The following is a 12713-nucleotide window of genomic DNA, read 5'->3' as shown; positions in this document are numbered from 1 at the left end:
GCCCTCGCCGCGTTCCGTGTTCAGGGTTTTCAGTTTACAGTTGGGAGTTGAAAAGTTCTCAGTGCGCTCTGCGGTTTATCAATCATTCGGCCCGTAATTATTTTGCGATTGTTGCGCGTTTTTGCGGCTATACATTAATTTAAAATGCTCTAATGTTTGCGGCAGGCAGCGAACACACCTGTATTATGCCATCCGTTGCAGTACATAGGGACGCCGCAGAAATGAAAACACGGACCAGTTCGTCCGTACAGTTTATTCCAACAGGAAAAAGCGGGTCGAATCAGCACATGCTCCGGGGATCGGAACATGGATCAACACCTACCCGCGTAAAACAGTGAATTTTGCAACCGCCGCAGACGGTTCAATCAGGAAACAGCAACATGAATCAATCTGTTTATATCCGCGATAGAATCTGAACAGAACAACTGTATATCCTCCATCCGCCGGTATAAATTAATCTGCAAACCGGTCGCGGGTAGCCCAGAGTCCGGCGGACGGCGTGCTGATAAAGAATACTTTTTCGCCGTCCGGCATGGTGTTCCAGCCCTCCTGCATTGTTTCCGGATTATAGCGTTTCAGCGCTTCCTGCAGATCGGCGTATTCGTAACCGACGGATTCCACCTCTGCGCGCGTGAGATGTCCGGGCGCGTAACGAATCGTGAACCGGCCTTCCGACGAGCCGTGCAGTAAATGCGCCGCGCCATGCGCGAGCTCCTGCAAATCCTTTTCACGCCGGTATGCCTCAAGCACTTTCGGTGTGCCGCAATAACCGTATTTGCGGATGAGCGCATCCACTTCTTTCTGTTCGCCGAAACGTTCGACACCGGGCGCAATAATCAGCAGCTCGCCGCCGCCGGCCATCGCCATGCGTGTGCGGTAAATGGCTTTATTTGCAACCCACGTCGCGCGGAATTCGTCGGCCTGCATCACCGCGACAATTTTTTCCACCGGATTATCAAACAGCGTGATATTTTGCGCGCGACTGGTGCGCGCCGCCATCAAATACGTTTCCAGATCGTCGCCGACGTATACGCCGCTGTGCACCAGATTATTTTCATCGTCGCGCTTCATCACCACCTGCACATAAACATCCGGCAGATGTCCGAGAAATTTTTCTTCAGCGTAATTATAACACGCGCGCACCGGCGTAATTAACTGCCCAAGGTTGTTTTCGATTCCGACCACACCGGAAGCGAGGTGCGACGCACAAATCGTTTCTTTGCCGCCGAGCCCGATGAAATAATTTTTGTTATGATTCGCAAACCCGAGCACTTCGTGCGGAACAACGTGACCGATGTTAATAATCAAATCCCATTTTTCCGTTACCGTCATCGTGTTCAGATCCACTGGAATTTCCCAATCGACCTTGCCGCCGGTTTTTTCCTGAACATACGATGCCGGCACGGTGCCGAGATGCGTCACGCCGCTGCGCCAGTCGTGTTCATGAATACACGCTTCCGGAATGCTGCCGAACATCCATTTGTTATCCGCTTCGGTGTGCGGAACGTGCTGACCGAGCGTCGGAATCACATGCACTTCACAGCCTGCCGGCGCCAGCAGTTTGTAAAATGTTTCAGTGATCCAGCCGGCGCCGCTGTGTGCGCGGGTAATATCCGGCGGCAGCAGCAGTACGCGTTTTAAATCGCACTTCAACCGCTCACGCGCTTCATCCAGTGTGCGCTGACACATCTGTTCAATTTCTGCGCGCGAGATAAAATCCTTCTCTTCATAAAACCACGGCATAATTTCTCCTTATAATATTTTAATTTTTATTATAACCGCCAAGAACGTAAAATCTTCACGTTTTTTGTGTTTTGCGTGGCGATTACTTTTTATTTCCTTCTGTAGAAAATCCGTTTCTATCCGCGTTATCTGCGATTAAACATCTTCGCGCACTTTGCGATCTTCTGTTTAAAAACCATCTTTCTTTTTTTAAACAATATAAGTCGACGCCGCTGTATCGCCGCCGCGGCCGGTCCAGTTCGTGTGGAAAAACTCGCCGCGCGGTTTATCGGTCCGCTCGTAGGTGTGCGCACCAAAATAGTCGCGCTGCGCCTGCAGCAGATTCGCCGGCAGACGTCCGCAACGGTAACCGTCGTAATATGCCAGAGCCGCGCTGAGCGCCGGCACCGGAATCCCAAGTTCCGTCGCCGAAGCAATAACCCGGCGCCAGCCCGTTTGCGCTTTTTCCATTGCGGCCGTGAAAAACGGATCAAGCAGCAGATTCACTAAATCCGGATTGCGGTCGAACGCCGCTTTAATTTCTCCGAGGAATACCGAACGGATAATACAGCCGCCGCGCCACATCAGCGCAATACCGCCGTTATTCAGATTCCATTTATATTCACCGGCGGCGGCGCGCATCAGCTGATAGCCCTGTGCATACGAAACAATTTTCGAGGCATACAGCGCCTGCTCCAGATCTTTAATAAATGCAGCGCGGTTCCCCCTGAATACCGGATCCGGACCGTTCAGTTCTTTTGCCGCCGCGACACGCTCCTCTTTCAGCGCAGAAAGACAGCGCGCAAAAACTGCTTCGCCGATCAGCGTTAACGGCTGTCCGACATCCAGCGCCGCTTCCACCGTCCACTTGCCGGTGCCTTTTTGTCCGGCGGCGTCCAGAATGTAATCAATCACCGCATCGCCGTCTTCATTCCGGTAGCCGAGAATGTCACGCGTAATTTCAATCAGATAAGAATCCAGCGCGCCGGTGTTCCACTCTTTGAACACTTCGTGCATTTCGTCGTTCGACATGCCGAGTCCGTCTTTCATCATCTGATACGTCTCGCAGATCATCTGCATGTCGCCGTATTCAATTCCGTTGTGAACCATCTTCACAAAATGTCCGGCGCCGTTTTCGCCAACCCAGTCACAGCACGGCTCACCGTCATCAGTATACGCACAGATTTTCTGGAAGACCGGTTTTACTGCCGGCCACGCCGCCGGCGAGCCGCCGGGCATAATGGACGGACCCAGCAGTGCGCCCTCTTCGCCGCCGGAAACGCCGGTACCGATATAAAGGAAACCTTTACTTTCAACATATTCTGTCCGGCGTATGGTGTCTATAAATAGAGAATTTCCTCCGTCAATGATGATATCGCCGGCTTCAAGGTGCGGCAGAACCTGTTCGATAAAATCGTCCACCGCTTTGCCGGCTTTCACCAACATCATCACTTTGCGCGGACGTTCCAGCGATGCACACAGCTGTTCAATACTGTGGCAGCCGATAAAATTTTTTCCGGCACCGCGGCCGCTCACAAAATGATCAACCTTTTCCACCGTCCGGTTGAACACCGCCACCGTGAATCCCTTGCTTTCCATATTCAGCACAAGGTTTTCACCCATTACCGCTAAACCGATTAATCCAATATCTGCTTTTTTCATTTTACTGTTCCTCAATTAATTTTTGTTACCGCTGAACACGCGCGTTGCCTTTCCAGATGCTCCAAAGCTGATCTTCATCGGCGGGCTGAGCATAATCCGTCAGCATCGTCGCCGCCAGCGCGCCGCTGGCCCAGCCGAACTGCGCGCACTTCTGCACATCCCAGCCTTTGAGGATTCCGTACAGCAGGCCGCCGACAAATCCATCGCCGCCGCCGATGCGATCCAGCACGCCGATTTCGCGCGGTTTAATAATTTCCCAGTCCTTACTGTCCGTTACCAGCGCACCCCACAAATGGCTGTTCGCTGAAATCACTTCGCGCAGCGTAGTGGCAAACCAGCGCGCGTTCGGATACGCCTTTTGCACACGCCCGATCATTTCTTTAAATCCGTCAATTTTATCATCCAGCCCTTTGCCGCCGGCTTCCGGTCCTTTAATACCAAGACAGAGCTGGTAGTCCTCTTCGTTGCCGATCAGAATATCGGCGCGCGACGCAATCTCGGCGAACGCTTCTGCCAGTTCCTTTTCACGACCCTTCCAGAAACTCGCACGGTGATTCAGATCAAAGGAAATCAGCGAACCGTTCTCTTTCGCAACGCGCGCAATATCCAAACAGAACTTACCGGTTTTGGGCGACAGCGCCGCAATCAAACCGGACAGATGTACAATCCGCGCGCCCTCCTGCGCAAAAATCCGGTTCAGATCAAAATGATCTACGCTGAGTTCGCGGCCGACTTCACCGGCGCGATCATTCTGAACGCGCGGCCCGCGACTGCCGAAACCGCTGTCCGCCATATTAATCTGGTGCCGGAAACCCCACGGCCCGCCCTGATCAAACTCCGGTCCCTCAAAATCCATCCGGCGGCTGCGCAGATTATCTTTAATGAAATGTGACACCGGGCTGCCTTTCACAAATGCTGTCAAAATTTTTACCGGCATGCCGAGAAACGACGCCACGCTCGCAACATTACTCTCGGCGCTCGTCGCCTGCATTTTAAACAGTTCGCTGCAATGAAACGGCTGCGAATCAACCGGCGTTAAACGGATTCCCATGCTGGTTGGAATAACTAATGAATATTTCTTTTCTATCATACTTCTATCTCCTATCGATCTTTATTATAAGTTCAGGTTTTCTTTCTTTTAAAACTTCTACTGATGCCAAACTGAAGGCCTCTGATTTCGGCAAGCCCGCGCATCCGTCCGATACAGGAATAGCCCGGAGTCGATGCCAACGGTTTTTTAAGGTCATCAAGCATCGTGTGTCCGTGATCCGGACGAAACGCCAACTGCCAATCCGAACGGTTGGCATCTTTGCGTTTTTTCATCTCTTCGAGCGCTGCTTTTACAACTTCATACATGTCAACAGAGCCTTCGAGATGATTCGCTTCATAAAAACTGCCGTCGGGATTACACTGTGTACTGCGGAAATGAAACACTTGAATCCGACTGCCGTAACGGCGGATCATTTCCGGCAGATCATTATCGGAACGTGCGCCAAAAGAGCCGGTGCAGAATGCGACTCCGTTTGCCGGAGAATCAGCCATTTCAAGAATTATTTTAATATCTTCTTCAGTGGATACGATTCGCGGCAGACCCAGAATTGAATACGGCGGATCGTCAGGATGAATCGCCATACGCACGCCGCATGCTTCACAAACCGGAATCACTTCCTCAAGAAAAAGTTTCAGATGTTCACGCAACCGGTCACCGGTGATATTCCTATATTTCGCAAGCATGTCACGGATATCCTGAATTGTGAACCCTAAATTTACACCGGGGAATATATCAATAATTGTACGCTCAAAATTTCTGATTTCCGCCGGCGAAAGTAAGTTAAAAAATGTTTCCGCTTTTTGAAGCTGCTCCGGCGTATAATCATTTTCAGCGCCGGTGCGTTTCAAGAGATAAATTTCAAATGCCGCAAATTTCACCGGATCAAAATAAAGGCATTCCGTTCCGTCAGGAAGAGCGTACTGAAGATCAGTGCGTACCCAGTCGAGTACCGGCATAAAATTATAAATTACAACATTGATGCCTTCAGCGCCGAGATTTTGAATTGTTTGTTGGTAATTGTCTATATGCCGTAAATAACCGCCGGTACGTGTTTTTATCTCCTCGGAAACCGGAACTGATTCAACTGCGATCCACTCAAGACCGCACGCATCCAATTCCTTTTTCCGCTTTATAATTTCTTCGCGTGTCCACACATCGCCATAAGGAATGTGATGCAGTGATGTAATTACACCGGAACAGCCGCACTGTTTAATATCACAGAGCGTAACCGGATCAGCCGGACCAAACCAGCGCATCGTTTCCTTAAGACGAATCATTCTTAAACACCCGAAAAAGCAGAAAACCCGCCGTCCACCGGAACAATTACACCGGTAACAAATGCGGCGGCATCTGAAATCAGATAATGAATTGTGCCGTACACTTCGTGCTGTTCGCCGAAACGCCGGAACGGCGTTTTATTAATCACCTGCTGACCGCGTTCAGTATATGAACCGTCTTCATTGATTAATAACGCGCGGTTCTGCTTGCCGACGAAAAATCCCGGAGCAATTGCATTCACGCGGATTCCGGCGCCATAGCGGATCGCGAATTCTGATGCCAGCCAGCGCGTCAGATTATCAACTCCTGCCTTCGCGTTTGAATAACCGAGCACGCGCGTCAGCGCCTGCGTGGCGGACATCGACGAAAAATTAATTACGCAGCCGGATTTCTGTTTTTTGAACGCCCTGGCGAACGTCATTGTCGGCAGCACCGTTCCTTTCAGGTTCAGATCCAATACCTTGCCGTAATCATCAATCTTCAAATCAAAAATATCCTGATCCGGGCCGATCGTTGCACCGGGCATATTTCCGCCGGCACCGTTAATCAGCACATCCACTTTTCCGTAACGTTCCAGTACCGCATCGTAAACCGAATTCAGCGCATCCTGATTCAGCACATTGCATGCAAAACCGCAGCACTTATCGGAAATCTTCTGCGCTGCCGCAACCGTTCTGTCCGCGCCAGCCTGATTTAGATCAAGATAAATCACCGTTGCGCCCTGCTCCTGCAGATAATTCGCAGCACCGCCTGCCAGAACTCCTGCCGCACCGGTAACGACAATCACTTTATCTTCGATAGTAAACAGGTTATTCATTTTCTGCCTCCTTATTTTTTCTCAATAGTTTGAGAAAGTAGTTTAATAAATATACGCAATCAAGACGATATTTCATTTTTATACAAATTCCACGGTGAAAACCGGAACCCGCGCAGGGAATTATATAAAATTATCCTGATTCACATTGATTTAACCACGGATTTAAACGGATCTTCACAAAGAGGCAGCAAAGAGAACGGAGAATTTTTTGACATGATTAACAGGATTTACTGGATAAAATTCAAATTCCGTTAATCCTGTAAATCCCGTCAAAAATATTTCTTTCATCCGTTTATATCCGTGTCATCCGTGGTAAAAAATACCAGTTAAGTTAATTTGATATTATTTTATGCCACGCAAAAACGCATTAATATTTTCTGTACTGACGTCCTGCGGCATTCCACCGCCAGCGGAAAGAATCAGACGGCGTTTATCATGAATTCCGGAGAGTGTTTCGCGCACACAGTTTTCAATCTGCGACGGTGTTTCCTGCGCCAGCACATCGCGCGGCGGAATATTTCCCAGCAGTGCAACCTGCCCTTTGGTCAGCTTCTGCATTGCCGGGATGCTGTGGTTAAAACTGAAATTAAATAAATTCACACCGGTTTCCGGCAGGAACGGCGCACAGACACGGCCTTCGGCGTCGTTATGCAGAAACTTTACGCTCACATCAAACGCACCGTAAATTTTTTTCAAATACGGAACCGCGAATGCCCGACAGTCCTCTTCACCGAGAAAACCGATGATATCGTCCAGCAGCAGAATGCCGTCCATCGCCGGAAACGTTTTCAGCTGCAGTCCGATCCAATCAACGAGGAACTCTGAAACTTCATTCAGCAGAAAATGCGTTTCCTCTTCATAAAGTTTCAACGCCATCAGGGAATCGGTGGTTCCCATTAAAAACGAAAGAATATTCAGCGGCCCGCGCGCAACGGCGAAACGGTACTGATGTCCGATGCGCTGCACCGCCGGTTCCATCCGGCGCACGCGGCTCAACACAAACGGCAGCATACCGGCAACTGTGACATCCGGCCGCCGGAATTTTTTACAGAATTCCGGCAGGTTGTCTACATCATCAACAATCCGGTCGGCGTGCGGCAGGTTGTTTTCGTTCCACATGCAGCGCGATCCAAACGCGGAAGGTTCGGTGCACATTCCATATTCCGACCAGAATCCCGGCAGAAAAATAATTTCCGGAAACGTTTCAACTGCGCGCCGGTTGGCTTCAAACCAGATTTCATCGCTGGCAAAATAATCGAGCGTACTGCAGCCGAACCAGCCCGGCAGCCACGGGCTGTCGATGATAAATCCCGCCGGAACCGGATTAACCGTTTCACCGCGAATAATATTTAACAAAACCTGCCACTGCGTATCGGTCATAAAGAACCTCCAATCGTATTAATAAATTAACCGCGGATGACGCAGATATAAACGGATAAAAAACGAGCATCCGGTGAATAAAAAATGAAATCTATTTTCTTTTTTCCGCTCATTTTCCGGCAGACATTTTAGAAAATCCATCTTCATCTGTTTAAATCCGCGGTTAAACCGGCTCTGTCAGGCTAAACTGTTTTACAATTTCCGGTGAAAACAGCGCGCGGCTTTCTGCTTCTGACAGGCCGAGCCACTTGTAAATATTTTTTACGCCGTCGTCCGCAGTTAACGCCGAACCGGCGAAACCGGGACGTCCAGGCTGACGCACAATGCGGTCTTTGCCGACGGCAACCTTCATCGCACCCAGCGTATAATTGCCCGGCGGTGCAGCGGCGGCAGCCATACAGTCAGTTGTAAACAGCGCCTTGCCGGCAGGTTTAGCGCGGAACAGATTTTGCAAAACGAACGGCGGCAGATGAATGCCGTCGGGAATAAAAAATGCGGTCAGTTCGTCGCGCGCCAGCAACCGCTGAATCACGTTATCATGACGCGGCAGTTCCGGCGGTACGCCGTTGCCGAGATGCGTACAGAATTTTGCGCCGGCGGCCACGGCATCCTCAATATCCTTTGCACCGGCGTTGGTATGTCCCAGCGAAATCTGTACGCCGGCAGAAACTGCGGCGCGAATAAACTCCGCGCTGCCCGGCTGTTCCGGTGCCAGTGTGATTAAACGGACATTCCCGCCGGCGGCGCGCTGAAACCGTTCAAACAGTTTAATTTCCGGCGGACCCATAAACTGCGGATCATGCGCACCGTGAAATCCGGGTTCCGGCGAAAGCCACGGCCCTTCCAGATGATAACCGCACACCGTTTCGGCAATCACCGGGTCCGCCGCACGCAGCTGTTCATAGTGCGCCAGTTTTTTTTCCAGCCGCGCTGAATCATCCGTAATCAGCGTCAGAAAAAAACGGGACGTCTGATGTTCATGCAATTTATCCACCGCACGCCGCAGTGCGCTTAAACTTACATTCATCTGCTGGAAGTCCACACCGGCAAAGCCGTTCACCTGAATATCAAACAATCCCGCTGACATAATCTATTTCTCCAAAATAAAATTGAAAATTTGTGGAACACGCTTCTTTTATCACTAAATTTATTTTTATCCGCGTCATCTGCGGTTACACTAAATAATTCTTAATCCGTAAATTCTAATTGCCCGAAATATTGCGGAACATGAAAATCCGGCTTCGGCAGCGGAATCTTTGACCACGTCAACCAGTGGGGATGCGACGTTTGATCGGCGCACTTATAAAAATTTCCCTGCCAGACAACTCCGGGCGCCGGCGGCACCACATCCGCATATTTTTTTCAATATTTCCCAAGGCAGAGCATACTCCACAGTCCACTCCACCGGCTGAACAATTTCCGGATCTATCGCCTGCCGATACGGCAAAGAAGTGGCCACCTTGAGTGAATCAATATCCGCCTGATCCACTATAACCCGGTCTTTGTTTCTGCCGCACTGATGATACAGCAATATTGTACCGATGCAATTTATCTCCAGATTAAAATAGCCCTGACGTATATCGGCTGACGGCGTAAAGAAAAATTCGACGCAACTGTCCCGGCACACCATTTCATGATGCTCTGTCGCAACGGCCCGCACATAACTGTCTTTTACCTTAAAAATTACATGAATATATTCCTGATTCCATCCCAGCTTCACCTGTGTTTCAGGGCGGTGGGCCGGCAAATGACCCATGTATTGATTTAACATGAGCGGTGTAATTTTCTCCCACTCCGGTTTGTCCCACGCAGCATTAACGGCGACAGTCTCACAAACCGATTGAACTCTGTATGTATTATGTCCCGCGGTTTCCATTAGGTCTTTCTAATTTTAATTGTAACCGCAAAAGAACGCATAGAACGCAAAATTTGTGCTGTTATCCGCCGGGTTCCGGTTTTTACGCACGTCTTCTTTTTGCAAAATTATTCCGGCAAAATTATTTTAACCACGAATTAACACGAATCGGCATTAATGAATGAAATTCTTCTTTTCCTTCGTTTTCTCTTTGTAAAAAACAATTGTGTCCATTCGTGGTTTTCTGGCGGTTTCTCTTTCGCGTTCTCTGCGTTCTTTTGCGGTGAATGAATTATTTTCCCAGCAGTGACGCAGCATCTTCATCCAGAAAATACCGGACAAACGAATGGCGTTGCAGAATGGAGGCCGGATGCTGCGGCGTAATTTTTCCGTTCAAACAATCTTTCGCCGCCTGCGCTTTGACCTTACCCGGGACAGTGCAGACAATCGCTTTCGATTTCATAATCTGTTTTACCGACATCGATATTGCCTGTTTCGGCACCTGCGCCAGCGTTTTAAACCAGCCTTCACCCAGCTGCTGTTTCCGGCAGGCTTCATCCAGATCTACAACGATATACGGTTCCGCAGTTTTAAAATCCGCCGGCGGATCGTTAAATGCCAGATGTCCGTTTTCACCGAATCCGGCGAAGCAGACATCAACCGGATGTTTTCTGATGATTTCGCTGACGCGCCGGCATTCCGCCACCGGATTTTTTTCAGGATTTAAATAGTGAAATGCCGCCAGCGGCAGCGGCAGCTGAGAAACAAACCGTTCCCACAGATATTTCCGGAAAGACGCCGGATGGGTAATCGGCAGACCGATGTATTCATCAAGATGAAAGGCGGTGACTTTCGTCCAGTCAATATTTTTTGCTGTCGTCAAAGTCTGCAGCATATCGAGCTGTGACGCGCCGGTCGCCACAATAATATTCGCCCGGCCTTTTTCTTTAATCGCTTTACGAATCAGGCGTGCACCCAGCTCTCCCGCTGCAATGCTGATTTCTTTTTTGGTTTTTCCAATGTGAATAACCGGTTTCCTTTGTGTTTTTTTCATAATCTCCTTTCTGTTGTTTTTGCTTATTTTATTGCAACCGCGAATAAATACAAATGAACGCAAATGAAAAGAAAATTGTAGCGTTGGCTCGCAGAGTCAATTTTTTATTCCTATTTATGCGGCAGACAGCGACAGCGCGCCATCCCAGTCCTGCGGCCTGCATTCATCTAAAACGCCGGCATTCACAATGCCGGCGTTTTTACTGTGTTAATTCACTTACGCACGACGGACACGACGCAGGCTGAGAACTCCAGCAATGCTTGTTATAAGCAGTCCAAGGGTTGCCGGTTCAGGAATGGCCGTGACGATAAAGTTGTCAACGCGCATAGTTGTTGTGGCCCCTCCATGATTAGGATCGAGGAAAAATCCAACCGCAGTAATATTTCCGGCAATATCACCGAATTCTACGACTGGATCTGTAGAAATGGCAAGTTCGACACTGGGTGTAAAATTCACCGCACGAAACTCTGTGTCTGCTAATAAGTCCAACGAGTACGTCACAAAAGAAGATGTTATTTGATTATAAGTTGTTTCTGAAACATACCAGTCACTTCCGACTTTAATCGCAAACCGGGTTGAAGACGTGTCCACAGAATTTCGTACACCAAATGATAAAGAAATATCTGTATACCCGCTTAACGCCAACTCGACATATGCCAAAGAAATGGCCCCGGAAGCAGCCGTATAGAACCCTTGAGGAATGTTATCTCCATAGGGAGTATCCGCATTTACAGCGGTTAACGCCGCTGAACCGTTTTGCTGTGCAACCCGATTGTTGCCGGATACATTCAAAGCATTCGTATTTGAATATGAATACCAGCCATAATCAGACAATTTTGCACTACTACCGGTATCGTTTGCAAATCCTTGAGCATAAACTATGTCTGCAATGGTTTGCGTTGGAATTGCTAATGAAAAGATTACTGCAGAAACGACTGCAAAAACCAACCCTTTATTATATTTACTTGTACAGGTCTTATTCATTGTCTTTTCTCCTTATTTGTTATGTTTCTGTTTTTCTGAACGGATGCGCCCTGTTTTACATCCGTTCATTTAAATTTTGTTATCCTAATTCACTTATGCGCGTTCCTTGCGGATGCGACGGAATCCGAAGATTCCAACGACACTCAGAACAAGCAGCCCCAGTGTCGCCGGTTCAGGAATTGCCGTGACGATAAAGTTGTCAACGCGCATATATGTACTGCCGGCTCCGGGATCTACAAAGAAGCCAACGGCCGTAATATCACCGGCGATAGCTGCAAAATTTTGAGTGGTTGTTGTAAGCCCTAATGTTCTAGCACCAGGAGCTGTACTGAAATCCAACGCGATGAGATCTGCGGTATCAAGAACTAGATTGTGAGTCTCAAACCTTATGTTTTCAGAATCATATGTCGCTGCCGAAACATACCAATCATCACCGATTTTAACTGCGAAATGATGCGTTGCTGCAGTTCCGGATCTTATATCGAATTGCAGTGTAATTTGTTCATAGTTATTTCTATCTAAGGTAAGAGCCGTAAACGCAAACTGAATGTTTGCGGCATTAACCTGATAAACTCCATATATAATATTCTCGCCATAAGGAGTTGCGGCATTTACGTTGACTATTCCGGCATTTGTAGGGGTTGTATAAATTCGCACAGAGGAAGAGCCTGTTGTAGCACCTGTGCCAAAATATGTTTCCCAATCATAATCACTCATCGGTTTATTCGTAGCGCTGCCAGAACCGATTTCATTGGCGAATCCCTGCGCATAGATTATCTCAGCCGAAGCCGGCGCAATGAACGAAAGGATCACTGAGGAAATCATTGCGCAAATGAATCCTTTTTTAACTTTACTCGTACAGGTCTTATTCATTGTCTTTTCTCCTTGTTTGTTATGTTTCTGTTCTTCT

Annotated in this window: 11 protein-coding genes; all 11 read right to left on the bottom strand. The window is 48.7% G+C overall.

Annotation, left to right across the window (positions count from 1 at the left end; genetic code table 11):
- Nucleotides 1–453: 453 nt before the first annotated feature.
- Nucleotides 454–1743 (bottom strand): lactate racemase domain-containing protein, encoded by a 1290-nt coding sequence (locus WC959_07140; GenBank protein MFA5688905.1) that lies wholly within the window; start codon nucleotides 1741–1743, stop codon nucleotides 454–456.
- 189 nt (nucleotides 1744–1932) lie between these two features.
- A complete protein-coding gene (gene gnd, locus WC959_07135; GenBank protein MFA5688904.1) occupies nucleotides 1933–3384 on the bottom strand; it encodes a decarboxylating NADP(+)-dependent phosphogluconate dehydrogenase in 1452 nt (483 codons plus the stop codon).
- Nucleotides 3385–3409: 25 nt separating this feature from the next.
- Nucleotides 3410–4474: a sugar kinase gene (locus WC959_07130; GenBank protein MFA5688903.1), complete on the bottom strand. Its 1065-nt coding sequence runs from the start codon at nucleotides 4472–4474 to the stop codon at nucleotides 3410–3412.
- A 32-nt stretch (nucleotides 4475–4506) separates the two neighbouring features.
- Nucleotides 4507–5712 (bottom strand): mannonate dehydratase, encoded by a 1206-nt coding sequence (gene uxuA, locus WC959_07125; GenBank protein ID MFA5688902.1) that lies wholly within the window; start codon nucleotides 5710–5712, stop codon nucleotides 4507–4509.
- 2 nt (nucleotides 5713–5714) lie between these two features.
- Nucleotides 5715–6530 carry an SDR family oxidoreductase gene (locus WC959_07120; protein MFA5688901.1) on the bottom strand — a complete coding sequence of 272 codons (816 nt, stop codon included), beginning with the start codon at nucleotides 6528–6530 and terminating at the stop codon, nucleotides 5715–5717.
- Between the two features lie 342 nt (nucleotides 6531–6872).
- The gene (locus WC959_07115; GenBank protein ID MFA5688900.1) at nucleotides 6873–7910 is read right to left on the bottom strand and encodes a uroporphyrinogen decarboxylase family protein; all 1038 of its coding nucleotides are present in this window, start codon (nucleotides 7908–7910) and stop codon (nucleotides 6873–6875) included.
- 163 nt (nucleotides 7911–8073) lie between these two features.
- Entirely contained in the window at nucleotides 8074–8997 is a 924-nt protein-coding gene (locus WC959_07110; GenBank protein MFA5688899.1) for a hypothetical protein, read from the bottom strand.
- A 213-nt stretch (nucleotides 8998–9210) separates the two neighbouring features.
- Nucleotides 9211–9786 carry a carbohydrate-binding family 9-like protein gene (locus tag WC959_07105; protein ID MFA5688898.1) on the bottom strand — a complete coding sequence of 192 codons (576 nt, stop codon included), beginning with the start codon at nucleotides 9784–9786 and terminating at the stop codon, nucleotides 9211–9213.
- Nucleotides 9787–10057: 271 nt separating this feature from the next.
- Nucleotides 10058–10819, bottom strand: a complete 762-nt coding sequence (locus WC959_07100) for a glucosamine-6-phosphate deaminase (protein MFA5688897.1) — start codon at nucleotides 10817–10819, stop codon at nucleotides 10058–10060.
- Nucleotides 10820–11035: 216 nt separating this feature from the next.
- Nucleotides 11036–11803 (bottom strand): PEP-CTERM sorting domain-containing protein, encoded by a 768-nt coding sequence (locus WC959_07095; protein MFA5688896.1) that lies wholly within the window; start codon nucleotides 11801–11803, stop codon nucleotides 11036–11038.
- Nucleotides 11804–11896: 93 nt separating this feature from the next.
- A complete protein-coding gene (locus WC959_07090) occupies nucleotides 11897–12676 on the bottom strand; it encodes a PEP-CTERM sorting domain-containing protein (GenBank protein MFA5688895.1) in 780 nt (259 codons plus the stop codon).
- Nucleotides 12677–12713 lie beyond the last annotated feature (37 nt).

Source organism: Kiritimatiellales bacterium (assembly GCA_041656295.1).
Lineage (GTDB): Bacteria > Verrucomicrobiota > Kiritimatiellia > Kiritimatiellales > Tichowtungiaceae > Tichowtungia.
This window is presented reverse-complemented; position numbering and strand designations above follow the sequence as displayed.

Excerpts from the sequence above, each read along its gene's own strand:
- WC959_07100 (MFA5688897.1), bottom strand. The coding sequence starts at position 10,819 with ATGAAAAAAACACAAAGGAAACCGGTTATTCACATTGGAAAAACCAAA.
- WC959_07140 (MFA5688905.1), bottom strand. The coding sequence starts at position 1,743 with ATGCCGTGGTTTTATGAAGAGAAGGATTTTATCTCGCGCGCAGAAATT.
- WC959_07105 (MFA5688898.1), bottom strand. The coding sequence starts at position 9,786 with ATGGAAACCGCGGGACATAATACATACAGAGTTCAATCGGTTTGTGAG.
- uxuA (MFA5688902.1), bottom strand. The coding sequence starts at position 5,712 with ATGATTCGTCTTAAGGAAACGATGCGCTGGTTTGGTCCGGCTGATCCG.
- WC959_07090 (MFA5688895.1), bottom strand. The coding sequence starts at position 12,676 with ATGAATAAGACCTGTACGAGTAAAGTTAAAAAAGGATTCATTTGCGCA.
- WC959_07110 (MFA5688899.1), bottom strand. The coding sequence starts at position 8,997 with ATGTCAGCGGGATTGTTTGATATTCAGGTGAACGGCTTTGCCGGTGTG.
- WC959_07115 (MFA5688900.1), bottom strand. The coding sequence starts at position 7,910 with ATGACCGATACGCAGTGGCAGGTTTTGTTAAATATTATTCGCGGTGAA.
- WC959_07095 (MFA5688896.1), bottom strand. The coding sequence starts at position 11,803 with ATGAATAAGACCTGTACAAGTAAATATAATAAAGGGTTGGTTTTTGCA.
- WC959_07120 (MFA5688901.1), bottom strand. The coding sequence starts at position 6,530 with ATGAATAACCTGTTTACTATCGAAGATAAAGTGATTGTCGTTACCGGT.
- WC959_07130 (MFA5688903.1), bottom strand. The coding sequence starts at position 4,474 with ATGATAGAAAAGAAATATTCATTAGTTATTCCAACCAGCATGGGAATC.
- gnd (MFA5688904.1), bottom strand. The coding sequence starts at position 3,384 with ATGAAAAAAGCAGATATTGGATTAATCGGTTTAGCGGTAATGGGTGAA.